This window comes from Sphingopyxis sp. Soil_C_28, from assembly GCF_057657055.1.
In genome coordinates, this window is the sequence record NZ_JBDGJE010000001.1 from 1,448,592 (window position 1) to 1,470,918 (window position 22,327).

Sequence of the window (22,327 nt, forward strand, 5' to 3'; positions counted from 1 at the left end):
TTATTTTGCGGGCACGGGGAGCAGATATTTCAATCCGTGCGTAAAGCCGCGCGGCGCGACCGTGACGTGATCTTCGTCGTTCAACACCTCGACCTCCATGCGCAGCGACGGATAATTGCGCGACCGCAGGACACGATCCATGGTCCTTGTATCGGTCACCATATCGACGTCTTTGGCATAGCGCGGGTCGCCCGGCCGCATCTCTTCATATTCGCCGACATACATGTAAATGCGTGCGGGCAGGTCGTCGTGCTTGGCGGCATAGGCCTTTTCCCGGTCCGCCATATGATGACGGTCGTACCAGAAGGAGGGACTGCCGAGGATATAGCCGTCAAACAGGCGGGGCTCGCTAAACAATATTTCCGTGCCCAACAGCGCGCCATAGGAATGGCCAAGGAAAAGCCTGCGACGTTCATCGGTTCGATAGCGTCCGGCCACGAAGGGTAAAACCTGATCGCGAACATAGGCGGCATAGGGGGCCGCCTTGCCATGTTCGGCGTCGGCGGGCGCGGTACTGGGTCCGTTCGGTGTCGGCGTATAATCGCGCCGACGACTTTGCATGCCGCCCTCTCCCTTCGCGTAGGAAAGGCCGACCAGAATAAACTCTTCGACGGTGGGCCGCTCGACGTTGAGCCGCCGGCCGATCTGCTTGATCAGCGGGAAGGCATAATCGGCATCGGTGACATAGAGCACCGGATATCGGCGCCCCGGCTGCTCGCGGTACGATGGCGGCAGCGCCACGAAAACCTGATATGCACGCCCCGAAACAGGATCGGGGACATCCCAGACTTCGGTGTCGGAAACTTCATAGGGCAGCCCCTCACCGCGCTGCGCGGGAACAGAGGGCTGGCCCGAAGCGACGGCCTGCCCGTTGGCTGCGTCGGAACAGCTCGCAAGGAGCAGGCTGGCCAAGGCGCCGAACAAGATGCTTTTAATCAATGTCGTGCTCCGTACAGATTATCGGGCTTTTTGCCGATGCCGTCGCCACGCCTCGGCAGATAGGACCGAATATCCATAATCTGGCGGCACGCCGAAGGAAGAAGATTCTTGCACCGGTTCGGCGTTGTGTGGCGATTATTTCCCGGAGCGGGGTGCGCATGATTCCGAAGCGAGAATGGCCGGAATTGATCGATTACCGCCAATCCTGGTTCGACGCCCCCCGTCTGCTTAAAAGTCGACCTGCGTGCGCAGCCCGAACGTATCCGCCGAATAGCTGCGGTCGCCGGTCGCTGTCGCGATCCGCGCGTCGTCGAGCCACACTTTGCCATAGTTGGCGGTGATGCGGATATAGTCGATCGGTGCCCAGACGAGCCCGATCAGTGCCGTCCTTTGCTGGCCGCCGACGATGCCGGCGTCGTTGAGATCAAGATAGTCGTAGCGTGCGTTGACCTCAATCGCACCGATCCCGCCGGCGGTGATCGGCTTCGACGGCTTGAGACGATCGAATGCGCCGTCCTTGTAGCCACGCGTGTCACCGCCGGTCAGCACCATTCCGACCTCGGCATAGCCGCCGAAGAAGGTAGGATCGCCGGCGGTGCTGCGCTTGACAGTCTGCCAGAAAGCTTCGCCGGCCGCGTGGAAGGGCCCCGCAAGCACCGCGCCCTCAAGGCCGAGGCCACGCTCGCTGGATATGTCAATCAGTCCGGTATCCACCAGCCGGACATCGGTCGTGTGAACGAACGGTCGCGCGCGATAACGGTTCGTGGCCGCAGGATCATTGGGGTCGCGGTAATGGGCTGACGCCCCAAGGTGCAACTGCGTGTCGCCGAGCTTCGGCATCCAGACGACGCGTCCGTCGACGCTCATGCTGTGGTTGGCGTCGCTGAGCAGGTCGCGTGCATTGTCGCCAAATACGCCGCCCTGCACGAGCAGGGCTTTGCCCTTATATTGCGCCGACAGGCCCACGCGGCGCTCGAATCCGAACGCCTGTGTGAATGCAGCCCGCTCGGTGAAGCTGGTGAACAGGTCGCTGGTCATGTCGTCGAGCGACCAGAAGGGTTTGATCTGGCCCGCGGTGACCGACAGCGGTCCGGTCCCATAGGTCATATAGATGTCGGTCAGTTCGACCTCGCTGTTCGCGATATCAGCCTCGACCCGATAGGAGAAACCCCCGGGAATCTTGCCGTCGACGCCCAGATAGACGCGTCGGAACTCGGTCGCGGTGCCGCCGCGAATGCCCGTTACGCCAGCCGGCGCATCGATGCTTGCGACGTCGAGCTGGATGCGGCCGCGCGGCTTGAAGCTCCAGCCGTCGGCGGTCTTGATCTCGGGTGCGCCCTTCCAGCTGATGTCGGTCGCAGGCTTTGCCGTCACCGAGGGCGGCGGCAGTACGGGAGCCGGAGCGGGCGCCGGTTGCGCGGTCGCCGCATCGAGCCGGGTTTCAAGCGTCTGCACCTGCGCTTTCAGCGCGGCGAGTTCGGCACGGAGCTGCGCCGCCTCTTGGGCGGTCATCGCCTGAGCGTGCGCCGCGGTCGGCAGGCTGAACATTGATGTGGCCAGCAAGGCGGCGGTCAGGGCGTGGCGCATGAGGGATTTGCTCCGTTGCGAAAGGTTACAATCTGACGGCGCTGCTATGACGCTTAAGTGACAGATGCACGTCAATTTCATGACATTTTTGTTGCATCCGTCGATTTTCACACCCTCTTGCCAGCGAGGTGCGAACGGCTAAGGACGTTCCAGTTTTTTCGGGCAACCTTTTCTCGGGGAGGCCCTTTCGGGAGACCATCATGACGATCAAGTTTGACGGACGTGTTGCAATTGTTACCGGCGCCGGCGGCGGCCTCGGCCGTGCCTATGCGCTCGAACTCGCGCGCCGCGGCGCCAAGGTGGTCGTCAACGACCTCGGCGGATCGCGCGATGGCACCGGCCATTCGGACGCCGCACTGCAAGTCGTCGAGGAAATCCGCGCCGCGGGCGGCACCGCGATGTCGAATGGCGGCAGCGTCACCGAATATGATCAGATGGTCGAAATGGTCGCCAAGGCGAAGGAAGAATGGGGCGGCGTCCACATCGTCATCAACAACGCCGGCATCCTGCGCGACAAAAGCTTCGCCAAGATGGAGCCCGCCGATTTCGACCTGGTGCTGAAGGTGCATGTGAGCGGTAGCGCCAACGTCACCAAGGCAGTGTGGGACACCATGCGCGAGCAGGCTTATGGTCGCCTGCTGATGACCGCATCGTCGACCGGCCTTTACGGCAATTTCGGCCAGGCCAATTATGGCGCGGCAAAGCTCGGCCTCGCGGGCCTGACCAAAACGCTGCATCTCGAGGGCGCGAAGTACAACATCCGCTGCAACACGATCGCGCCGGTCGCGGGCACCCGCATGACCGAGGACATCTTCCCCGCCGAACTGTTCGAAAAGTTCACGCCCGAGAATGTCGTTCCGGCCGCATTGTATCTCGTCAGTGAAGACGCGCCGACCAACATGATCGTCGGCGCGGGCGCGGGCGCATTCCACGCCGCTTTTGTCACGATGACCCCCGGCGTCGCGCTGCCCGAAGGCGAGCGCACGCCCGAAGGCGTCGCCGCCGCGTGGGAGAAGATCATCGACCGCAATGGCGAGACCGTTCCGCAGTCGGGCAGCGAGCAGTCGATGAATGTCATGAAGGCATTGATGGCGCTGGGCTGAAGCTTATACATCTTACCGCACTGGGACGCCGGGGCGGCGTTCCTGTGCGGGGGGATGATATGGCGGAGATGGGGCTGGCAGAAGGTATCGACCTTCTTCAACGCCGCGCAAAGATCGTCAAAGCGATGCTCTTCGGCAACTTGGTGCTGACCGTCGCTATGCTGGTCGGCGAGATTGCCGAATTGCAGGGCGTGATAGACCTCGACAATGCCGCCGAGCTGACAAGTCTCGATGGCCTTTACGTCATGGTTCTGCTCGCCAATTGGCTGTTGCTCATCGCCACCTATGTCGTCTTCGGCATGTGGATATATCGCGCCGCTGCCAATGTGGCTGCGGCGATGGTGCCGGGGTTCGACTACACCCCGGGCTGGGCCGTCGGCTGGTATTTTGTTCCATTCGCCAATCTGTTCAAACCATTTGCGGTGATGCGACAGATCTGGAACGCGAGCCATACCGGCGGTAGCGATCTGGATCGCGGCGAACCCCTGCTCGTTTACTGGTGGGGAATATGGACGCTCACCAACATAGCCTCCTACGCGGCCCTCCGGTTCGGCCTCAATCCCAGGAATGCGGCCGATGCCCGAAGCGCGCTGGAAATCGAGACCTTCTCGTCGGCGCTGTGTCTCGCGCTCTATCCCCTCGCCTATTTTCTCGTCGATCGTGTCACGCGCGCGCAGAAGGAACGGCTGACCTCGGCGCAAATCTTTGCCTGACTTATTGTGTTGCATCACCAATACAGCGATGCTAAAAGCGCTGCGGGGCAAGGGGATCGGACAGAAGGACGACCCCGATGTATAGTGAAACCGACCTGCAAGCCGCGGTCGATGCAAAGGTACTGACGCCGGAGGCCGCGCTGGCTTTCCGCTCGCATATCGCATCGGTGCGTGCCGCCCCCGGAGCGGATGAGGAATCATTCCGCCTTATCACCGGCTTCAACGATATTTTCGTCAGCATCGCGGCGGTGATCCTGCTCGTCGCGGTGGCGTGGATCGGCGCCTCGATCCATCCCGCGCTCGGCGGCGCGTTCGTCGCCGCCTCGGCGTGGTTCCTCGCCGAATATTTCACCCGCCAACGCCGCATGGCGCTACCCAGCATCGTGCTTGTCCTCGCCTTTTCGGGCGGCGTCTTTGCGACGATGGTCGGCTTTCTTGTCGAGCATGGCGAATCCATCTTCGGAAGCGATCTCGGCGAAACGACCGGCGCGATCGTGGTCGGATCGATGGCGGCGGTTACCGCCGGAGCGACATGGCTTCACTGGAAGCGCTTCATGGTACCGATCACCGTCGCTGCCGGCACCGCCGCGCTCGCTGCCACAGCGGTGGCGCTGGTGCTCGCGATCACTGGAATGCCCAGCCACGACGGCACGCTGCCGATGATATTGGTGCTCATCGCCGGGCTCGGTGTGTTCACCCTCGCCATGTGGTGGGACCGCAGCGACAGGGTCCGCCAGACGCGCCGCAGCGACGTCGCCTTCTGGCTCCACCTGCTCGCCGCCCCGATGATCGCGCATCCGATCTTCCACCTGCTCGGCGTCACGCGCGGCGACGATATCGGCAGCGCGGCAGCGGTGATGGTAATCGGCGTCTATATCCTGTTCGGGCTGATCGCGCTTGCGATCGACCGCCGCGCCCTGCTCGTCTCCGCCCTCGCCTATGTGCTGTTCGCGATGACGCAGTTGTTCAACACCTTTGGTGCGGTCGAACTCAATGTCGCGCTGACGGCGTTCGTGATCGGTTCGGCGTTGCTGCTGCTCTCGGCCTTCTGGCAGAATGCGCGGGCGATGGTGGTCGGCTTCCTGCCCGACAATCTGGCGAACCAGCTGCCCGCGACGATCCGTCCGGTCAGTCCGATACCAGCTTCATAAGCTTGCGTTCGACGGGGGCGAGCACATTGGAAAGCTCGTCCCCGCGCTTCAAAATCGCCCCGGCTTCGGAGACAAGGGCCCACATGCCCTGCCTGCTCCGCAAGGCGGGGCGTTTTTCTATGCGATATTCGGGGCGCTCGGCCGCACGGCGGAAGGCCGAGAATATCGCGGCATCGCGGTGGAAATCCATCGCATAATCGCGCCAGTGCCCCGCGGCGACCATCCTGCCATAAAGGTCGAGGATGCGCATCAACTCGGGGCGCTCGAAACCGGTCTGCTGCGGGAGCGCCCTGTTCGCGAACGGCAGGGGCGTGACGGTTCCCATCAGGCTCTGGTCCGGCTCCCTTTGCGCGGCGGGGCTTCATCCGCGGCAACCGCGTCGCGTTCGGCGATCAACTGGGCGAGTTGCTTCTGCATCTGCTCTAGCTGGCACTGGAGCAGCTCGACCTTTTGCGTCGACGGATCGAAAGTCTCGTTGCAAGTGCCATAAGGCACAAATTCGCGCGCATATTCAGCGGCATCGACCAGCGTCGAGCGCGCCGGGATGCCGACCATCACCGCCCCTTCGGGCACGTCCTTGGTCACCACCGCATTGGCGCCGATGCGCGCGCGGGGGTTGACGGTGATCGGGCCAAGGATCTGCGCGCCCGATCCGACAATGACGTCATCGGCCAGCGTCGGATGGCGTTTGCCCGCAATGCCGTTCGCGGGATCGGTCCCGCCCAGCGTCACGCACTGATAGATGGTGACATTGTCGCCGATCTCGGCGGTTTCACCGATGACGGTAAAGCCGTGATCGATGAACAAATGGCGGCCAATCCTGGCGCCCGGATGAATGTCGATCGCGGTCATCCAGCGCGACAGATGGTTGACGAAGCGGGCGAGAAAGAACAGGCGCGCCTCGAACAGCCAATGCGCGATACGGTGCATTCCGACCGCAACAATGCCCGGATAAAGAAGGATTTCCCAACGCGACCGCGGCGCCGGATCGCGCGCCTTGATCGAATCGAGATAGGCGATCAGCCCGTTGAACATGCAGATGTCCCCTGCGACCCTATTTTATACCGGACAAGATAGATGTTTGGTCGCGGCATTTCCACCCCCGGCGCGCTTTTATCGTCAGCGTCCAAATAAACCGACGCGGAACAGCAGCATTCCCTCGCTACGCCAGCGCCGCTCGCCATCGTTTTGCGCAATCGCGCCAGCCCAGCGATCAAGCATCAAAAGCGCCCGATTTCCGGTAAAAAGGCTTCGCGGCGGCGCGTCGACCTTGGCGTCGGCGAGCAACCGCCGTGCTTCGGGCTCGCTCGCGTCGACACCGGCGCCCCATAGCAATCCCCAGCGTTTCCCGCCGGCCGGATCGCCGCCCGACAGCGCGAACAGCCGCATCCCGAAGCTTGTCGACGCGGAACGGCGGTCGTCGGGGTTTTCGGCGAGCAGCATCGCTTCGGCGGCGTCGACGAGCGCGTCGAGACCGCCCTGCCCGGCCCACGTCGCCTGAAGCTCGGCAAGCAGCGGTTCGCCCTTTGGCAAAGCCGCGGGATCACTCGCCAGCATCGCCGCCATGTCGCGCCACCAGGCAAGCTTGATCTGGCCGATCAGCGGTTCGCGCGCGTCGATCAGCAGCTTGGTCAGCCGCGCCGCCAGTCCCCACAGCGCCGTCACGGCCGCGCGCCGCGCGTGCGGTACCGAGACCATCACGCGCGGATCGCGCATATCGGGGTAGAACGCCGCCTCCGGGTCGTCAGGCGCGATTGCGAACCGCCTTCACCGCCGCGACGACGCGCGGCGTGTCGATCAGTGCCAGTTTTTCGAGATTGTGCGCATAGGGCAGCGGCACATCCTCGTTGCACACGCGCATCACGGGTGCATCGAGATCGTCGAAACCTTGCTCCATCGCGACCATCGCGAGTTCGCTGGCGATCGAACAGGTGGGCCAGCCTTCCTCGACGATGACGAGGTGGTTCGTCTTCTTGAGGCTCGCGAGCACCGTCGCGGTGTCGAGCGGACGGAGCGTGCGCAGATCGATGACCTCGGCGTCGATGCCCTCGGCCGCCAGCTGGTCGGCCGCCTCGAGCGCCAGCCCGACGCCGATCGAGTAGCTGACGATCGTCACATCGCTGCCCGCCCGCATGATCCGCGCCTTGCCGATCGGCAGGACGAAATCATCGACCTCGGGCACGTCGAAGCTGCGGCCGTAGAGCAGTTCGTTTTCGAGGAAGACGACGGGATCCTCGGTGCGGATCGCGGCCTTCATCAGCCCCTTCGCATCGGCGGCGTCATAGGGCGCGATCACGATCAGGCCGGGGACGCTGGCGTACCAGGGCGCGAAATTCTGGCTGTGCTGCGCGCCGACGCGCGCCGCGGCGCCGTTCGGTCCGCGGAACACGATCGGGCAGCGCATCTGGCCGCCCGACATATAGTTGGTCTTCGCCGCCGAGTTGATGATGTGGTCGATCGCCTGCATCGCGAAGTTGAAGGTCATGAACTCGATGATCGGACGCAGCCCGCCCATCGCCGCCCCGGTGCCAAGACCGGCGAACCCATATTCGGTGATCGGCGTGTCGACGACGCGCTGGGCACCGAATTCCTGGAGCAGGCCCTGTGTGACCTTGTACGCGCCCTGATATTCGGCGACTTCCTCGCCCATCACGAACACGCGGTCGTCCTTGCGCATTTCCTCAGCCATCGCATCGCGCAGGGCTTCGCGGACCGTCAGGCGGACCATCGCGGTGCCTTCGGGGATCGCAGGGTCGGAGGCACGTTCGGCGGCAGCGGGGGCCACAACCGCAGCCGGCTCGGCGGCAGCGGGTGCCGGAGCAGGCGCCGGCGTTTCGGCCTTCGGTTCAGGCGCGGCGGCGGGCGCAGACGCCGGAGCAGCCGCTTCGTCACCCTCGCCCGTGATTGTTGCGATGACGGTGCCGACCTTCACATTGTCGGTGCCTTCTGCCACGAGGATCTGGCCGATCGTGCCCTCGTCGATCGCCTCGAATTCCATCGTCGCCTTGTCGGTTTCGATCTCGGCGAGGATGTCGCCCGATTTGACCGTGTCGCCTTCCTTGACGAGCCACTTGGCGAGCGTGCCTTCTTCCATCGTCGGCGACAGTGCCGGCATTTTCAATTCGATGGCCATCTCAATATTGCTCCACCAGCACGTCGGTATAAAGTTCGTGAAGTTCGGGTTCGGGCGCGCTTTCCGCAAAGTCGGCGGACTCGGCGACGATCGCGCGAATTTCCTTGTCGATATCCTTGAACTTGTCCTCTGTGATGCCCGCGTCGGTCATCAGCTTTTTCAGATGTTCAATGGCGTCGGACTTGTCGCGTACCGCCTGCACTTCTTCGCGGCTGCGATATTTGGCGGGGTCGGACATCGAATGGCCGCGATAGCGATAGGTCTTGAGCTCCATCAGCACCGGCCCCTTGCCCGCGCGCACCCATTCTAGTGCCGCTTCGGCGGCGCCGCGCACCGCGAGCACGTCCATGCCATCGACCTGCATCCCCGGAATGCGGAAACTTTCGCCGCGGCGATAAAGCTGGTCCTCGGCCGACGAGCGGTTGACCGAGGTGCCCATCGCATATTGGTTATTCTCGATCACGAAGATGATCGGCAGCTTCCACAGCTCGGCCATGTTGAAGCTTTCGTACACCTGGCCCTGGTTCGATGCGCCGTCGCCGAAATAGGCCATCGCCACCCCGCCATCGCCGCGATATTTGTGCCCGAACGCCAGCCCGGTGCCGAGCGAAACCTGCGCGCCGACGATGCCGTGGCCGCCGTAAAATTTCTTCTCGACGCTGAACATGTGCATCGAACCGCCCTTGCCGCGCGAGATCCCCGCGGCGCGGCCCGTCAGTTCGGCCATGATGACCTTGGGATCGATGCCGTAAGCGAGCATATGGCCATGATCGCGGTAACCCGTGATGACGCTGTCCTTGTCGCCGTCGAGCGCCGACTGCAGGCCGACCGCCACCGCTTCCTGTCCGATGTAGAGGTGACAGAAACCGCCGATCAGGCCGAGACCGTAAAGCTGACCCGCCTTTTCTTCGAAGCGGCGGATGAGCAGCATTTCGCGATAGAATTTTTCCAGCTCTTCGGGCGTCGCGTCATAAGAAACGGGATCGCGCGGTTGCTCGCGATTGTTCGCGGGGGCCGGAGTGGATGCAGTCTTTTTTGGCGCGGGGGAGGTGCGCGCAGGTGCTTTGGCCAAGACGGGTTCCTTTGCATTTAGCCGTTACGGCAAGCCGCCATATAGGAGAGCCGCGCCGCACTTGGCAACGCCCACCGTGGAACGGGGCTGGGCCCACTTACGTATGCAGCATGGGTGCAGCAAAGCTGCGGCAGAAGCTCAGGGCTTCGCGGCCTTGTCCATCGGGATGATATATTCGTCCTGATGATATGCGCCGAGTTTCTCGCGCACATATTCTTCGGCCAGATCGGGATCGACGCTTCGCCGGTCGAGCAGGTTGACGCGGTTCTGAAGCTCACTCTGCTTTTTGCTCAACTCGCTCAACTCGACGCGCTTTTTCTCGACCGACTGACCATAATCGCCCCAGGCATAAAGCCCGGTCGGACCGAAAATAATATAGCCGATCATCGCCAGCACCACCATCACCGCGATGGCGGGACCGGCGGCCCGGTTCATCGATTTACGGAATTTGTGGCGCTGCGTCATTCCGGCCCTTGAATCAGAGTTGATTCGTGGCGTCAAGGCATCAGGTCACAGTTTTCCGCAGCTTTGCGCTCAACCGAAAATCGTCGCGCCCGGGTAACGCGCCATGTCGCCCAGCTCTTCCTCGATGCGGATGAGCTGGTTGTATTTCGCGAGCCGGTCGGAACGCGCGAGGCTGCCGGTCTTGATCTGGCCGCAGTTGGTCGCGACCGCGAGGTCGGCGATCGTCGAGTCTTCGGTTTCGCCCGAGCGGTGCGACATCACCGCGGTGTAGCGCGCGCGGTGCGCCATATCGACCGCGTCGAGCGTTTCGGACAGCGTGCCGATCTGGTTGACCTTGACGAGCAGCGAGTTGGCGAGGCCGTCCTTGATTCCCTGCTCCAGCCGCAGCGGGTTGGTAACGAAGAGATCGTCGCCGACGAGTTGGCACTTGTCGCCAACGAGGTCGGTGAGCGCCTTCCAGCCCGTGAAATCATCTTCGCTCATGCCGTCCTCGATCGACTTGATCGGGTAATCCTTGACGAGCGCGGCGAGATATTCGGCCATCTGTTCGGGGCTGAGCGACAGACCTTCGCCGCTGATCTCGTACTTGCCGTTCTTGAAAAATTCGGTCGCGGCACAATCGAGCGCGAGAACGACGTCGGTGCCGAGCTTGAAGCCCGCCTGATCGACCGACGCGGCAATGAAGTCGAGCGCGGCGCGCGTCGACGCGAGGTTCGGGGCGAAGCCGCCCTCATCGCCAACTGCGGTTGCGAGGCCCTTCGCCGACAGACCTTTCTTCAGCGTGTGAAAAATCTCGCTGCCCCAGCGCACCGCTTCCGCGATGCTGCCGGCGCCGACGGGCATGATCATGAATTCCTGCACGTCGATCGGGTTGTCGGCATGCTCGCCGCCGTTGATGATGTTCATCATCGGCACCGGCAAGGTGCGCGCCGACACGCCGCCGACATAGCGATAGAGTGGCAGGCCGCGCGCGTCGGCGGCAGCCTTGGCGGCGGCAAGGCTGACGCCGAGGATCGCGTTCGCGCCGAGGCGGCTCTTGTTCGGCGTGCCGTCGAGGTCGATCATCGCCTGATCGAGTTCGCGCTGGTCCTCGGCATCGAGGCCGATCAGCGTTTCGGCGATATCGCCGTTCACCGCAGCCACAGCTTTGATCACACCCTTGCCAAGGTAGCGGCTGTTGTCGCCGTCGCGCAGTTCGACCGCTTCATGCGCGCCGGTCGAGGCGCCCGACGGCACGGCAGCGCGGCCGAAGCTGCCGTCTTCAAGCAGGACATCGACTTCGACAGTCGGGTTGCCACGGCTGTCGAGGATTTCGCGGCCGTGGATGTCGATGATGGCGGTCATGAGTTTTGTCCTGCTGGCGGCCAGCGACGGGCCGGTAGGGAAAGGCGCCCGCCTGTTATCGGCGGGGTGCCCTTAGTGCAACCACTGCATAGGAATTTTGCTGGCCTATGGAACCATTGGGCCCGCTTTGCTATATATTGAGGCAGGACCAAAGGGATGCGCGCTCATGCGGCACCCGAAATAAAAGAAGAGGACAACGCCGATGGCCAAAGCCGCTACTCCCGCGACGAAGAAAGTTGCCGCTCCCCGTCCCAAGGCGCCTGCAAAGGCCGCCGCAACCAAGGCTGCGCCTGCGCGCAAGCCCGCGACCGTGAAGGCCGCCAAGGATCATCCGATCCGCGACCAGATCGCCGCCACCCGCGACACCATCAAATCCGAAGCATCGAAGAAGGCCGCTTCGCTGAAGCAGGAAGCCTCGACGCTGAAGAATCAGGCCTCGGTCAAGGCGCGCGACGCCGCGACCAAGGGCAAGGACAAGGCCGCCGAAGCCGTCGGCAGCCTCGCCAAGCTGCTCGAAGACAGCGCCGGCACCGTCGATACCAAGTTCGGCAAGCAATATGGCGACTATGCGCGTTCGGCCGCGACGACCGTTGCCGGCCTTGCCACGACGCTCGACAAGAAGGATCTCGACGAACTCGCGGCATCGACCCGCGACATGGTGAAGAAGAATCCGGCGATTGCCGTCGGCGCCGCCACGGTGATCGGCTTCGTGCTCGCCCGGATGCTCAAGGGCAGCTCGAACGATTGACAGGGCGTTGGCATCTTCAGATCCAAACATCCCGTCGACGTCCGACGAGCGCAGCTTTGATGGCATAAGTCATGGCTATGCGCCCGACGGACGGCCGGTCACGCCTCCGCCCGTTCCGCTCGAAAAGATTGTCGGCGACGTCGTCGACAATCTTTCGGCGACGGCGAGGGCTGAGCTTGCACTGATCGAGGCACGCGGCGAACTGGCGCTGCACGGTGCCAGTCGGGCCACGATATGGGGCGGGGTAGCCGCTACCGCCGCCGGCGTGGCTTTGCTGGCGCTGGCGTTCGGCGCGATATTGGCGTTGTCGCCGCATCTCGGGCCGCTTCTGGCGACGTTGATCGTGGTCGGGTTCTTGCTTGCCATCGCCGCTTTGGCAGGGTGGCGCGCGCACCTCAGCTATGGCGACATTCGCACCGCGCTGCGGCGCGACCTGACCAACGAAGGAATCGATACCGATGCCGCGGACGCGTAATCGCCTGATCGCCGCCGCGCGCCGTTCGATGCTGCAGCGTGCCGAATTGCACCGTCGGCTCGACGTCGCCAAAGCTGCGCTCAAGCCCGGCGCGCTCGTCGATCGAGGCAAATACCGGGTTGGCGAAAAAGTCGACGATGCCGCGCATGCCGTGCGCGAACAGTTTCGCAACAATCGCCTGCCGATCGCGATTGCCGCGGCAGCAGGGATCGTCTGGCTGCTGCGCGAACCGATCAAGGAACAAGCGCCCGCGCTGGTGAGCAAGATTCAGGACCTGGCGGCGCGTGTCGCCGATCATTTTCATTCCGCCGATGTGGCGGAGGAAGATGAAATCGAAAATGTGGAGGAACAAGATAATGAAGCCGTTCGGTGAAACTGCCCGCGAGACCCGTGCAAAAGCGAGTGAACTTGCAGAGAAAACCGCCGAAAATGCGCGCCTGACCGCCGAGGCGGCGAAGGCGCGGATTCAGGACGGCTATGGCCGCGCTCGCGCCGCGACCGGCGACCTTGCCGCAAAGGCGAGCGAACAGGCCGAGGTCGCCCGCGAGGCAGCCGGACAGGCGTTCGAAAAGGGCAAGGCGCAGGCGAAGCGCGCGAACGGCAAGCTCAAGGACGCCGCCGAGAAGCAGCCGCTGGTCCTCGTCGCCGGCGCCGTTGCGATTGGTGCGCTGCTCGGCTCGCTGCTGCCCAAGGGCCGCAAAGAAGACCCCGACGGCTGAAAGACAGCTTACTTGCTTATTGGCCCGTTGCGGAATAGGGGGCTGCGCGTCCCCTCCCCAAGACTTTTACCGGCAGGAATCCGAAGATGAGCAAGCTTCACCTGGTTTTCGGCGGACGCGTCAGCGATCCGCAGGGCCTAGACTTTACCGACCTTCACAACCTCGACGTCGTCGGCCTCTATCCCGATTATAAGTCGGCTGAAAAGGCGTGGCGCAGCGCCGCGCAGCGCACGGTCGACGATGCCGAAATGAAATATGTCGTCGTCCACCTGCACAAGCTGTTGCAGCCCGACAGCGAAGCCTGATGTCGACGGCCCTTCGGGGCCGTCCTTTTATCAGCGGAAATTGTCGGCGTAGGCCTGTATCTTGAGCGTCCGCACGGGGGGCGCGGTCACTTCGACCTCGATACCATTGCGCGCGGCATAGGCGATTGCCTCTTCCTGACTGGCGAAGCCCAGTCGCAGCTGCCGCTGCGTGTCGCCACTGCCCGCCCAACCCATCAGCGGATCAGCCTTGCGCGCTTCGGCGGGGGCGAACTCCAGCATCCAGCGTTGCGTTCCGGCACGCCCCGACTGCATGGCATTTTTGGGCTTCTGGAAAATACGCGCTGTCATGGGGGTCGTCCTGTAGTGGTGCCTGTACCGCCGCCTTAGCGCCTTGGCGCTTCGCCGGAAAGAGGGCTATTGCGCGTCACGCCGGGCCTGCGCCGCTTTGGTCATCAACGTCGGGCGCGCGTTCGCCGGATCGTCGGGCCAGCTGTGTTTCGGATAGCGGCCGCGCATCTCGCGCGCGACATCGTGCCAGCTGCCGCCCCAGAAAGACGCAAGATCACGCGTCGTCTGGATCGGCCGGTGCGCAGGCGAGGTCAGCGCGAGCACCAGCGGCACCGGCGGATCGCCGATCGTCGGATGCCGCGCCAGCCCAAACAATTCCTGCACCCGCACGCTGACCGTCGGCCCGCCGTCGGCGCCATAGTCGATGGGATGCCGGCTACCGACGGGTGTGGCATAGTCGGCCGGCGCATGTTTTTCGAGCAATTGGCGTGCCGGCCAGTCGAGCAGCGCGGTCAGCGCATCGGTGAGCTTGCGGTCGCCGATATCGCGCAGCCCGCGGCATCCCGCCAGCAGCGGTTCGAGCCAGATTTCAATACTGTCGGCGAGCGCGCCCGTCGACAGGGCATCGAGGCCCGCGAAGGATGCGCGCTGACGCAATGCCTGCGACGCGGGGCCCCAGCCGATCAACCCCAACCCCTTGCTGCGCACCGCCGCCATCCGCACCGCGACGTCGTCATCGGCATTTTCGGTGCGCCCCGCCTGCCCGCTGGTCAGTGCAATCGCGCCGAGCCGCCGTTCGCGGCGATGGTCCACGCGGTCGTTCGCAGCGTCGTAGCTGCTGGCCGAATGCTGGGCGATGCGGTCGGCAAAAAGCGCCTCGACCTCTGCCTGATCGATCGGCGCCGCGGCGAGGATGCGCACACCCGCAGCATGCCCCTGCGCGTCGGCGATCGCCAGCCATTCGCTTCCCGCCAGCGCATCGACCGCATCGATGCGATAGGCGCGGCCACCGACGCTTAGATATTCGCCGCGCTGCCCCGCGCGCTGCCGAGCGACGCGATCGGGCCAAGCCGTCGCGATCCAGCCACCGATCGAGCGCGGTTCGACGCCGTCGGTCCCGGCCGCCAATTTTTCCCCGATTGTGGCCAGTCTTCGCGCGAGCCGCCAGGCCCCTTCACTGCGGTCGTTACGCTGGCCGCGCCAGCGTCCCAGCCGCGCCTCGACATCGACGCCGCGTCCGCCAAGCCCCGGTTCGGTGAGCAGAACCGCCAGCCGCCCTGCCATCTCCGCCTCGCCTGCGCGCGCCGCATCGAGCAGCATATGCGCGAGCGGCACGGGGAGCGGGATCGCAGCGAGCGCCTTGCCGTGCGCGGTGATACGGCCGTCGCCGGTCAGCGCATCGATTGCCTGCAGCCGCGTCTTCGCTTCCGAAATCGCGGCGGGTGACGGCGGGTCCAGCCAGCCGAGCTGGCGCGGATCGACGATGCCCCAGCTTGCACAGTCGAGCACAACGGGCATCAGGTCATTTTCATGAATTTCGGGCGGATCGAAGGGCGGCATCCCCGCGGTCGCCGCAGCTTCCCACAATCGGTACGCGACCCCCGGCCCCTGCCGCGCGGCGCGGCCAGCGCGCTGCGTCGCCGACGCCTGGCTGGCGCGTTCGGTGACGAGCCGTGCGATGCCCGCCGCCTTGTCGAAGCGCGGACGGCGCGACAGGCCTGCGTCGATCACGATCCGCACCCCCTCGATCGTCAGGCTGGTCTCGGCGATGCTCGTCGCGAGGATCAGTTTGCGCCGCCCGTCGGCGTCCCGAACGAGCGCTTTGCGTTGCAGCGCCGGGTCGATCTGTCCGTGCAGCCTGTGGACGGCGAGCGGCAGGCGCGCCTCCTCTACCGCAGTGGCGGCTCGCTCAATATCGGCCGCGCCCGGAAGGAAGGCGAGCATGTCGCCCTCGACCTCGTCGGTCAGCGCCTGCCGCACCGCCGCAAGTATCGACGCTTCCAGCCTGTCCTCCGGCCGTCGCCCGATATGGCGCAGATCGAGCGGCCAGATCTTGCCCTCGCTTTTCACCACCGGCGCGTTGCCGAGCAGCGCGCCGAAACGTGCGCCGTCCAATGTCGCCGACATGGCGAGGAGGCGCAGATCGTCACGCAAGCCCTGTTGCGCGTCGATCGCGAGCGCGAGGGCGAAATCGCCATCGAGGCTGCGTTCGTGCACTTCGTCGAACAGCACCGCCGACACGCCCGCAAGTTCGGGATCGGCGAGGATGCGATTACGGAACAGACCCGGCGTCATCACCAGCAGGCGTGTCGCCGCCGATTGTTTGCTGTCGAGGCGCGTTGCGTAACCGACACGTCCGCCGACCGCTTCGCCCATCTCCTCGGCGATCCGTTCGGCAGCGCCGCGCGCCGCAAGCCGTCGCGGCGACAACAGCCACACCGCGCCGTTGCACCACGGCTGGTCGAGGATCGCGGGAGCGACGCGCGTGGTCTTACCCGCGCCCGGCGGCGCAATGACGACGGCGTTGGGCTTTAGTGCCAGCGCGGCCATGATATCGGGCAGCACCGCATCGATCGGTAGCGACTGTATCATGCGCGCGCCGCGGGATTGCCCAGTTCGGCATTGAGGTGAAAGGCTTCGGCGGCGAGTTTTTCGACGGTCCCGGGCGACACCTCGGTCGCCTCGATCATCACCAGATTACCGAGCTCATATTTGCCACTCGCCTTGATCCGCGGCTCCAGCTCGCGCAGTCTCTTTCCGCGCCAGAAACCAAGCAGGACGCGATGCTCTTCTGCGCGGATCAGGATCGATGGGCCGTTCGCCATGAAGACGAGGTTCGTCCATTTGATCGTTTCTTCGAAGGGCGCCGCGCGCAGGATCGCGGCGCGCATCATCTCGGCGCGTTCGCGCTGCCAGCCCGACAGCGCGGCGATATAGGCGTCGGGGCTTTCTGCCGCTGGGCCCATCATCGCCATAGGAGGCTCAATAGGCGCGCGCGACGGCGAAGGCGACCGCTTCGGTCAGCGCCGATTTCGCCTGGCTGGCGCGGAAGCCACCGATCGCATCGACAGCGCGCTGCCCATAATGACGCGCGCGTGCCAGCGTGTCGGCGATCGTGTCGTGCTTGCGGAGCAAGCTCGTCGCATAGGCAAGATCTTCGTCGGACGTCTTGTGGCCGGTGATCGCCAGTTTCCAGAACTCGCGCTCTTCGGCGCTGCCGCGCGCATAGGCGAGGATGACAGGCAAGGTGACCTTGCCGTCGCGAAAATCGTCGCCGACGCCCTTGCCCATCGTTTCGGCGTCCGAAACATAGTCGATCGCATCGTCGACGAGCTGAAACGCAATGCCGAGATTGCGGCCATAGGCGTCGAGAGCGGCTTCGGTGGTATCGTCGCGTTCGGCAACGACCGCAGCGATCTTGCACGCGGCGGCGAACAATTCCGCGGTCTTGGCATTGATGATCGCGAGATACTGGTCTTCGCTCGTTTCGATCCGGCGCTGCGCCGAGAGCTGGTTCACCTCGCCCTCGGCGATCACCGCCGACGCGCGCGAGAGAATCTTGAGTACCTTGAGCGACCCATCCTCGACCATCACCTCGAACGCCCGGCTGAACAGGAAATCGCCAACGAGCACCGACGCGCTGTTGCCCCAGATGAGGTTCGCGGTCTTGCGGCCGCGGCGAAGGTCCGATTTGTCGACGACGTCGTCATGGAGCAGGGTCGCAGTGTGGATGAACTCAACCGCCGCCGCGAGCTTGCAATGGCGGCGCCCGGGATAATCGAGCAGCTTTCCGCACGCGAGCGTCAGCATCGGCCGCATCCGTTTTCCGCCGCCCGCAATCAAATGCCCCGCGAGTTCGGGGATCAGCGGGACTTCGGACTGCATGCGGTCGAGGATGACCGCGTTGACCTCGTTCATGTCGGCGGCGACAAGCGCCATCATCGGGTCGAGCGAGGGCGGCGTCTGCCCATGAAGCTGGTGGATTTCGGCAGTCATAACGGGGGGAGCCTTGGCGCCGCGGTCGCGATTTTGCAATGACTTTCGGCTTGCATGACGCCCCTGCCCGGTGCCAAGCGTGCCGGACATCAGAGGAGCCGCGCATGGACGATCAGCTAAGCCATTACCGCCAGAGCATCGACAATATCGACGCGGCGCTCGTCTATATGCTGGCCGAACGGTTCAAGGTGACCAAGGCGGTCGGCGAACTCAAGGCGCGCGACGGCCTGCCTCCCGCCGACCCCAGTCGCGAGGAGCGCCAGATCGAACGGCTGCGCAGCCTGGCCCGGGACGCCGATCTCGACCCCGACTTCACCGAGAAATTCCTGCGCTTCATCATTGACGAGGTGATCCGCCATCACCAGCAGGCGAAGCGGGAGCAAAGCGCATGACTCTGTCCCATCCCGTTTTTTCGCGCTGGCCCGCACAGCATCCCGATCGGCTCCAGCTCTTTTCAGCACCGACGCCGAACGGCGTGAAGGTGGGCATCATGCTCGAGGAAACGGGTGTGGCCTATGAGGCCCACCGGGTCGATATCATGGCGAACGAAAGCCACGATCCAGCGTTTCTCGCACTCAATCCCAATGGCAAGATTCCGGCGATCTATGATCCCGATGGCCCGAGCGGAACGCCGCTCGCGCTGTTCGAATCGGGCGCTATCCTGCTCTATCTTGCGGACAAGAGCGGGAAGCTGCTCTCCGCCGATCCCAACACGCGTTATGAAACGATCCAGTGGGTGATGTGGCAGATGGGCGGCGTCGGGCCGATTTTCGGCCAGCTCGGCTTCTTCCACAAGTTCGCCGGCCGAGACTATGAGGACAAGCGTCCGCGCGACCGATACGCCGCCGAATCGACGCGGTTGCTGGGCGTTCTCGACGCCCGGCTCGCCGAGCGGGCATGGATAATGGGTGCCGATTACAGCATCGCCGATGTCTCGCTGCTCGGTTGGGTCCGCAACCTGATCGGCTTCTATGACGCACGCGAAATCGTCGGCTTCGATCGTTTCACCCACGTTCAGCGCTGGCTCGACGCGGGTCTGGCCCGACCGGGGGTCCAGCGGGGGCTCGAAGTCACCGCCGCCTAGGCCGCGGGCAGCCTCAAACGCACCAGAAGACCGCCCAAATCCTCGCTCTCTTCAAGCGTGATGCTGCCGCCATAGATTTCGGCGACGTCGCGGACGATCGCCAGGCCCAGCCCGGTTCCCGGCTTGCCGCTGTCGAGGCGGACGCCGCGATCGAAAATACGCGTACGATCGGCCGGTGAAATACCGGCGCCGTCATCCTCGATCAGGATTTCGGCCATCCCGTCCGCGCGTTGAACCGTGACGAAGACGCTGCCCCCGCCATATTTTGCCGCGTTTTCGAGCAGATTGCCGACGAGCTCGTCGAGGTCCTGCCGCTCGACCCGGACAATCACCGCCTTGTCGCCTTCGGCATCGAGCCGCGCGTTCGGATAGAGCGCCGCGACGGCGCGCGACACGCTGTTGACGCTGTCCCAGACGACGGCGCGTGCCTGCGCCGCGCCGCGACGCCCGACGGCGCGTGCACGCGCAAGGTGATGATCGACCTGACGCTGCATCGTCGCCGCCTCGCGCCGCACCGTTTCGGCGAGCTCCGAATCCGAGCTCGTTGCGCTGTTCACAAGCACCGTGAGCGGCGTCTTCAACGCATGCGCGAGATTGCCCGCGTGCAACCGCGCCTCTTCGGCCTGCTTCTCATTATGCGCGAGCAGCGCATTAAGCTCGTCGACCATCGGTTGCACCTCGAGCGGCAATGGCGCGTCGACACGGCGGTTCTGCCCGCCGCGCATCGCTGCGATCGCGCGCCGGATATGGCGGAGCGGCCACAGACCGTAGAAGGTCTGGAGCGCAGCGAGGATGATCAGGCCGAGGCCCAGCAATGCCAGGCTGGGGATCAGCGTCGCGCGTACCGCGCTATTCTGGGTATCGAGTGCCTCGCGCGACTGCGCGATCTGAAACCGCCAGCTGGTCTTGCTTCCCGGCAGGATGACATTGCGCTCGAGCACGCGCAGCTCCTCTTCGGGGAACTGGTTGCTGTCATAGATATGGATCTGGTTGTCGATATGCGGCGTCGGCGCCTTCAGCGAGCGCTCCCACAAAGAGCGCGAGCGATACGGCTCCTGATCGCCGCCGCTGATCTGCCAGTAAAGCCCACTATAGGGCTCAAGGAAACGCTGGTCACCGAGCGGCTCGACCAATCGGACCTCGCCATCGGGGCCGATTTCCGACGAGCGGATCATCGCGATCAGCACATATTCGAGGCTCGAATCGAAATTGCGCGTGATCGCACCGGTCAGCACCCGGTCGAGCGCAAAACCGCCGCCGATCAACAGCACCGAAATCCATAGCGCCGCGATCGCAATCATGCGCCGCGCCAGCGAACCGGTGATGCGGCTGGTCAGCGCCTCCGGTTTTTCCGCCGCATCCGGGTTCACTTCGACCGCCGGGGCGACGTCGGCCTCTGCCATAAGTTACTGCGGATCGTCGAGCTGGTAACCGAGCCCGCGGATCGTCGTGATGATGTCGGCGCCAAGTTTCTTGCGGATTCGCGTCACGAACACCTCGATCGTGTTCGAATCGCGGTCGAAATCCTGATCGTAAATATGCTCGATCAACTCGGTGCGCGACACGACCTTGCCCTTATGGTGGAGCAGATACGACAAAAGCTTATATTCCTGCGCGGTCAGCTTGACCGGTGCGCCATCGAGCGTCACGCGGCCCGACCGCGTATCGAGCCGCACGCTGCCCGCGATGAGTTCGCTCGACGCATTGCCGGCGGCGCGCCGGATCAACGCGCGCAAACGGGCGATCAATTCTTCGGTCTGGAACGGCTTGGCCAGATAGTCGTCGGCGCCGGCATCGAGCCCCGCCACCTTGTCCGACCAGCTGTCGCGTGCGGTGAGGACGAGCACCGGGAAGTTCCGCTTTTCGCGGCGCCAGCGATCGAGCACCGTCAGCCCGTCGATTTCGGGCAAGCCGAGATCGAGGATCGCCGCGTCGTAATTTTCGGTCGCGCCAAGGAAATGGCCGTCCTCGCCATCGGTCGCAAGATCAACGGCATAGCCGGCGCCTTCCAGCGTCGCCTTGAGCTGCGGGCCCAGCGTCGGTTCGTCTTCTACAATCAAGATCCGCATTCAGGCGCCTTTCCTTTGCGTACCGGACACGCCGGCCGCATGTTTCGACTGTGTATCAAGTCCGGACGATCATCGCAAAATCTCGTTGCGAGAAAACGCCGGTTCAATGGAATGTCAGGGTTTGCGTCCGACGATCCGCCCGGTTCGGGCATCGACATAGACGACAACCACCTGGCTGCCATCCATGAATTTCAGCGCATAGATCATACGTCCCGCGTCGAACTGCGGGCCGCCCAGATAGGTCATTTCATTATAGGGCGGTCGCGAGCGGACATCGGCAATCAACCGATTGAGCGGGATCACCTGTCCCTGCGCCGCGGCTTCGCGCAGATTATCCTGATCGCGATCACCGCGCGCGATCGCAGGCACGCCTGCCGACAACAGCAGGGCGGAAACGAGGGAAAGGGTCAGTGTACGGATCATGGCCCGTGCTTTAACGCGAAAGCATTGAATAGGCGATGAATGGCCGGGTCAGCCCCGGTTCGGTTCCGGCCATGACCAAGGAGGCCATGGTGGGCGCGACAGGGATTGAACCTGTGACCCCACCCGTGTGAAGGGTGTGCTCTACCGCTGAGCTACGCGCCCGTTCGGGAGCGGACCGAAGTCCGGCGTCCGAAAGCTGGACGTCCATAGCTGCTGCGACGATGATTGCAACGGGCATTTGCTCAATCTTCACGCACAAACCACCTTGGCATATACAAATCGGGCCGCGGCTTTCGCCGCGGCCCGATGTATTCACCAGAAGGTGCCTGTCAACTTAGTTGACGGCGTCCTTGAGGGCCTTGCCGGCCTTGAACTTGGGCTGGTTCGACGCCGCGATGGTCATCGTTTCGCCGGTGCGCGGGTTGCGACCGGTCGATGCCTTACGCTTGCTGACCGCGAAGGTGCCGAAGCCAACGAGACGGACTTCGCCGCCCTTCTTCAGCGAACCGGTGATTGCATCAAAAACCGCCTCAACGGCTTTGCTCGCATCACCCTTGGTCAGGCCGCTCGAGTCAGCGACGGCGGCGATCAGGTCTTGTTTGTTCATGCCTAAGGAACCCCTGCGTTATGGTTGGTTTAAATTGATTCTCATGGCCCGAAGCCATGGCGCGCCACTAACGATGTTTCGCCCTGCCTTGTCAAAGCAAAAAAGGGCGCAAAACGCCCCAAAACGTCGATTTTGCGACGAATTC

27 protein-coding genes and 1 tRNA gene are annotated in these 22,327 nt (G+C 63.9%); 10 read left to right on the top strand and 18 right to left on the bottom strand.

What is annotated here, in order from left to right; genetic code table 11:
* On the bottom strand, positions 1-939 hold the full coding sequence (locus AC3A43_RS06835) for an alpha/beta hydrolase (RefSeq protein ID WP_487791763.1): 939 nt from the start codon (positions 937-939) through the stop codon (positions 1-3).
* A 228-nt stretch (positions 940-1,167) separates the two neighbouring features.
* Positions 1,168-2,526, bottom strand: coding sequence for an OprO/OprP family phosphate-selective porin (locus tag AC3A43_RS06840; RefSeq protein ID WP_487791764.1), 1,359 nt, complete (start codon positions 2,524-2,526; stop codon positions 1,168-1,170).
* 200 nt (positions 2,527-2,726) lie between these two features.
* On the opposite strand from AC3A43_RS06840, the gene AC3A43_RS06845 reads away from it, so the two are divergent.
* The 3 genes from AC3A43_RS06845 (at position 2,727) to AC3A43_RS06855 (ending at position 5,493) form a co-directional block, all read left to right on the top strand.
* Entirely contained in the window at positions 2,727-3,629 is a 903-nt protein-coding gene (locus AC3A43_RS06845) for an SDR family NAD(P)-dependent oxidoreductase (protein ID WP_487791765.1), read from the top strand.
* Between the two features lie 59 nt (positions 3,630-3,688).
* Positions 3,689-4,342: a DUF4328 domain-containing protein gene (locus AC3A43_RS06850; protein WP_487791766.1), complete on the top strand. Its 654-nt coding sequence runs from the start codon at positions 3,689-3,691 to the stop codon at positions 4,340-4,342.
* A gap of 77 nt (positions 4,343-4,419) precedes the next feature.
* On the top strand, positions 4,420-5,493 hold the full coding sequence (locus AC3A43_RS06855; RefSeq protein ID WP_487791767.1) for a hypothetical protein: 1,074 nt from the start codon (positions 4,420-4,422) through the stop codon (positions 5,491-5,493).
* Here the strand turns inward: AC3A43_RS06855 and AC3A43_RS06860 are convergent.
* The 7 genes from AC3A43_RS06860 to eno all read right to left on the bottom strand — a co-directional run bounded on the left by AC3A43_RS06860 (position 5,471) and on the right by eno (position 11,507).
* The gene (locus AC3A43_RS06860) at positions 5,471-5,818 is read right to left on the bottom strand and encodes a DUF2794 domain-containing protein (RefSeq protein ID WP_487791768.1); all 348 of its coding nucleotides are present in this window, start codon (positions 5,816-5,818) and stop codon (positions 5,471-5,473) included. The genes AC3A43_RS06855 and AC3A43_RS06860 overlap by 23 nt on opposite strands.
* Positions 5,818-6,528 (bottom strand): serine O-acetyltransferase EpsC, encoded by a 711-nt coding sequence (gene epsC / locus AC3A43_RS06865; RefSeq protein ID WP_487791769.1) that lies wholly within the window; start codon positions 6,526-6,528, stop codon positions 5,818-5,820. The genes AC3A43_RS06860 and epsC overlap by 1 nt, the downstream gene beginning before the upstream one ends.
* Positions 6,529-6,612: 84 nt before the next feature.
* Positions 6,613-7,209 carry a hypothetical protein gene (locus tag AC3A43_RS06870; protein WP_487791770.1) on the bottom strand — a complete coding sequence of 199 codons (597 nt, stop codon included), beginning with the start codon at positions 7,207-7,209 and terminating at the stop codon, positions 6,613-6,615.
* A 28-nt stretch (positions 7,210-7,237) separates the two neighbouring features.
* Positions 7,238-8,626 carry a pyruvate dehydrogenase complex E1 component subunit beta gene (locus tag AC3A43_RS06875; protein ID WP_487791771.1) on the bottom strand — a complete coding sequence of 463 codons (1,389 nt, stop codon included), beginning with the start codon at positions 8,624-8,626 and terminating at the stop codon, positions 7,238-7,240.
* Position 8,627: 1 nt separating this feature from the next.
* Entirely contained in the window at positions 8,628-9,698 is a 1,071-nt protein-coding gene (gene pdhA, locus AC3A43_RS06880) for a pyruvate dehydrogenase (acetyl-transferring) E1 component subunit alpha (protein WP_487791772.1), read from the bottom strand.
* A gap of 138 nt (positions 9,699-9,836) precedes the next feature.
* Positions 9,837-10,163 carry an FtsB family cell division protein gene (locus tag AC3A43_RS06885; protein WP_487791773.1) on the bottom strand — a complete coding sequence of 109 codons (327 nt, stop codon included), beginning with the start codon at positions 10,161-10,163 and terminating at the stop codon, positions 9,837-9,839.
* Positions 10,164-10,232: 69 nt separating this feature from the next.
* Complete coding sequence (gene eno, locus AC3A43_RS06890; protein ID WP_487791774.1) at positions 10,233-11,507, bottom strand: phosphopyruvate hydratase; 1,275 nt, start codon at positions 11,505-11,507, stop codon at positions 10,233-10,235.
* Between the two features lie 202 nt (positions 11,508-11,709).
* Between eno and AC3A43_RS06895 the strand changes: the two genes are divergently transcribed.
* The 5 genes from AC3A43_RS06895 (at position 11,710) to AC3A43_RS06915 (ending at position 13,754) form a co-directional block, all read left to right on the top strand.
* On the top strand, positions 11,710-12,255 hold the full coding sequence (locus AC3A43_RS06895; protein WP_487791775.1) for a hypothetical protein: 546 nt from the start codon (positions 11,710-11,712) through the stop codon (positions 12,253-12,255).
* 7 nt (positions 12,256-12,262) lie between these two features.
* Complete coding sequence (locus tag AC3A43_RS06900; RefSeq protein ID WP_487791776.1) at positions 12,263-12,730, top strand: phage holin family protein; 468 nt, start codon at positions 12,263-12,265, stop codon at positions 12,728-12,730.
* Positions 12,714-13,103, top strand: a complete 390-nt coding sequence (locus AC3A43_RS06905) for a DUF3618 domain-containing protein (RefSeq protein ID WP_487791777.1) — start codon at positions 12,714-12,716, stop codon at positions 13,101-13,103. Before AC3A43_RS06900 ends, AC3A43_RS06905 begins: the two co-directional genes overlap by 17 nt.
* Positions 13,087-13,449, top strand: coding sequence for a hypothetical protein (locus AC3A43_RS06910; protein WP_487791778.1), 363 nt, complete (start codon positions 13,087-13,089; stop codon positions 13,447-13,449). The genes AC3A43_RS06905 and AC3A43_RS06910 overlap by 17 nt, the downstream gene beginning before the upstream one ends.
* 86 nt (positions 13,450-13,535) lie before the next feature.
* Positions 13,536-13,754 carry a DUF4170 domain-containing protein gene (locus AC3A43_RS06915; protein WP_487791779.1) on the top strand — a complete coding sequence of 73 codons (219 nt, stop codon included), beginning with the start codon at positions 13,536-13,538 and terminating at the stop codon, positions 13,752-13,754.
* A gap of 30 nt (positions 13,755-13,784) precedes the next feature.
* Here AC3A43_RS06915 and AC3A43_RS06920 read toward each other — a convergent pair whose 3' ends face one another.
* The 4 genes from AC3A43_RS06920 to AC3A43_RS06935 form a co-directional block, all read right to left on the bottom strand.
* The gene (locus tag AC3A43_RS06920) at positions 13,785-14,063 is read right to left on the bottom strand and encodes an ETC complex I subunit (RefSeq protein WP_487791780.1); all 279 of its coding nucleotides are present in this window, start codon (positions 14,061-14,063) and stop codon (positions 13,785-13,787) included.
* A gap of 66 nt (positions 14,064-14,129) precedes the next feature.
* The gene (gene hrpB / locus AC3A43_RS06925) at positions 14,130-16,595 is read right to left on the bottom strand and encodes an ATP-dependent helicase HrpB (protein ID WP_487791781.1); all 2,466 of its coding nucleotides are present in this window, start codon (positions 16,593-16,595) and stop codon (positions 14,130-14,132) included.
* Positions 16,592-16,978: a DUF1801 domain-containing protein gene (locus tag AC3A43_RS06930; RefSeq protein ID WP_487791782.1), complete on the bottom strand. Its 387-nt coding sequence runs from the start codon at positions 16,976-16,978 to the stop codon at positions 16,592-16,594. Before AC3A43_RS06930 ends, hrpB begins: the two co-directional genes overlap by 4 nt.
* Positions 16,979-16,985: 7 nt before the next feature.
* On the bottom strand, positions 16,986-17,999 hold the full coding sequence (locus tag AC3A43_RS06935) for a polyprenyl synthetase family protein (protein WP_487791783.1): 1,014 nt from the start codon (positions 17,997-17,999) through the stop codon (positions 16,986-16,988).
* Between the two features lie 104 nt (positions 18,000-18,103).
* Here AC3A43_RS06935 and AC3A43_RS06940 point away from each other — a divergent pair, with 104 nt between their 5' ends.
* Positions 18,104-18,391 (top strand): chorismate mutase, encoded by a 288-nt coding sequence (locus tag AC3A43_RS06940; RefSeq protein WP_487791784.1) that lies wholly within the window; start codon positions 18,104-18,106, stop codon positions 18,389-18,391.
* Positions 18,388-19,083: a glutathione S-transferase N-terminal domain-containing protein gene (locus AC3A43_RS06945; protein WP_487791785.1), complete on the top strand. Its 696-nt coding sequence runs from the start codon at positions 18,388-18,390 to the stop codon at positions 19,081-19,083. The genes AC3A43_RS06940 and AC3A43_RS06945 overlap by 4 nt, the downstream gene beginning before the upstream one ends.
* Here the strand turns inward: AC3A43_RS06945 and AC3A43_RS06950 are convergent.
* From AC3A43_RS06950 to AC3A43_RS06970, 5 genes are all read right to left on the bottom strand, one after another.
* Complete coding sequence (locus tag AC3A43_RS06950) at positions 19,080-20,384, bottom strand: sensor histidine kinase (RefSeq protein WP_487792036.1); 1,305 nt, start codon at positions 20,382-20,384, stop codon at positions 19,080-19,082. The two genes, AC3A43_RS06945 and AC3A43_RS06950, sit on opposite strands and share 4 nt — an antisense overlap.
* Positions 20,385-20,489: 105 nt before the next feature.
* Positions 20,490-21,152, bottom strand: a complete 663-nt coding sequence (locus AC3A43_RS06955; RefSeq protein ID WP_487791786.1) for a response regulator transcription factor — start codon at positions 21,150-21,152, stop codon at positions 20,490-20,492.
* Between the two features lie 114 nt (positions 21,153-21,266).
* On the bottom strand, positions 21,267-21,575 hold the full coding sequence (locus AC3A43_RS06960) for a PepSY domain-containing protein (protein WP_487791787.1): 309 nt from the start codon (positions 21,573-21,575) through the stop codon (positions 21,267-21,269).
* Between the two features lie 87 nt (positions 21,576-21,662).
* A tRNA-Val gene (locus tag AC3A43_RS06965) sits at positions 21,663-21,737 on the bottom strand.
* A 172-nt stretch (positions 21,738-21,909) separates the two neighbouring features.
* On the bottom strand, positions 21,910-22,182 hold the full coding sequence (locus AC3A43_RS06970; protein WP_037510426.1) for an HU family DNA-binding protein: 273 nt from the start codon (positions 22,180-22,182) through the stop codon (positions 21,910-21,912).
* Positions 22,183-22,327 lie beyond the last annotated feature (145 nt).

Bases quoted from the DNA above. Each gene is read 5' to 3' on its own strand.
- AC3A43_RS06895 (WP_487791775.1), top strand. From the start codon at position 11,710: ATGGCCAAAGCCGCTACTCCCGCGACGAAGAAAGTTGCCGCTCCCCGT.
- AC3A43_RS06960 (WP_487791787.1), bottom strand. From the start codon at position 21,575: ATGATCCGTACACTGACCCTTTCCCTCGTTTCCGCCCTGCTGTTGTCG.
- AC3A43_RS06855 (WP_487791767.1), top strand. From the start codon at position 4,420: ATGTATAGTGAAACCGACCTGCAAGCCGCGGTCGATGCAAAGGTACTG.
- AC3A43_RS06885 (WP_487791773.1), bottom strand. From the start codon at position 10,163: ATGACGCAGCGCCACAAATTCCGTAAATCGATGAACCGGGCCGCCGGT.
- epsC (WP_487791769.1), bottom strand. From the start codon at position 6,528: ATGTTCAACGGGCTGATCGCCTATCTCGATTCGATCAAGGCGCGCGAT.
- AC3A43_RS06910 (WP_487791778.1), top strand. From the start codon at position 13,087: ATGAAGCCGTTCGGTGAAACTGCCCGCGAGACCCGTGCAAAAGCGAGT.
- AC3A43_RS06840 (WP_487791764.1), bottom strand. From the start codon at position 2,526: ATGCGCCACGCCCTGACCGCCGCCTTGCTGGCCACATCAATGTTCAGC.
- AC3A43_RS06905 (WP_487791777.1), top strand. From the start codon at position 12,714: ATGCCGCGGACGCGTAATCGCCTGATCGCCGCCGCGCGCCGTTCGATG.
- AC3A43_RS06915 (WP_487791779.1), top strand. From the start codon at position 13,536: ATGAGCAAGCTTCACCTGGTTTTCGGCGGACGCGTCAGCGATCCGCAG.
- AC3A43_RS06870 (WP_487791770.1), bottom strand. From the start codon at position 7,209: ATGCGCGATCCGCGCGTGATGGTCTCGGTACCGCACGCGCGGCGCGCG.
- hrpB (WP_487791781.1), bottom strand. From the start codon at position 16,595: ATGATACAGTCGCTACCGATCGATGCGGTGCTGCCCGATATCATGGCC.
- eno (WP_487791774.1), bottom strand. From the start codon at position 11,507: ATGACCGCCATCATCGACATCCACGGCCGCGAAATCCTCGACAGCCGT.
- AC3A43_RS06845 (WP_487791765.1), top strand. From the start codon at position 2,727: ATGACGATCAAGTTTGACGGACGTGTTGCAATTGTTACCGGCGCCGGC.
- AC3A43_RS06935 (WP_487791783.1), bottom strand. From the start codon at position 17,999: ATGACTGCCGAAATCCACCAGCTTCATGGGCAGACGCCGCCCTCGCTC.
- AC3A43_RS06875 (WP_487791771.1), bottom strand. From the start codon at position 8,626: ATGGCCATCGAATTGAAAATGCCGGCACTGTCGCCGACGATGGAAGAA.
- AC3A43_RS06950 (WP_487792036.1), bottom strand. From the start codon at position 20,384: ATGATTGCGATCGCGGCGCTATGGATTTCGGTGCTGTTGATCGGCGGC.
- AC3A43_RS06955 (WP_487791786.1), bottom strand. From the start codon at position 21,152: ATGCGGATCTTGATTGTAGAAGACGAACCGACGCTGGGCCCGCAGCTC.
- AC3A43_RS06860 (WP_487791768.1), bottom strand. From the start codon at position 5,818: ATGGGAACCGTCACGCCCCTGCCGTTCGCGAACAGGGCGCTCCCGCAG.
- AC3A43_RS06850 (WP_487791766.1), top strand. From the start codon at position 3,689: ATGGCGGAGATGGGGCTGGCAGAAGGTATCGACCTTCTTCAACGCCGC.
- AC3A43_RS06930 (WP_487791782.1), bottom strand. From the start codon at position 16,978: ATGGCGATGATGGGCCCAGCGGCAGAAAGCCCCGACGCCTATATCGCC.
- AC3A43_RS06970 (WP_037510426.1), bottom strand. From the start codon at position 22,182: ATGAACAAACAAGACCTGATCGCCGCCGTCGCTGACTCGAGCGGCCTG.
- AC3A43_RS06945 (WP_487791785.1), top strand. From the start codon at position 18,388: ATGACTCTGTCCCATCCCGTTTTTTCGCGCTGGCCCGCACAGCATCCC.
- AC3A43_RS06940 (WP_487791784.1), top strand. From the start codon at position 18,104: ATGGACGATCAGCTAAGCCATTACCGCCAGAGCATCGACAATATCGAC.
- AC3A43_RS06920 (WP_487791780.1), bottom strand. From the start codon at position 14,063: ATGACAGCGCGTATTTTCCAGAAGCCCAAAAATGCCATGCAGTCGGGG.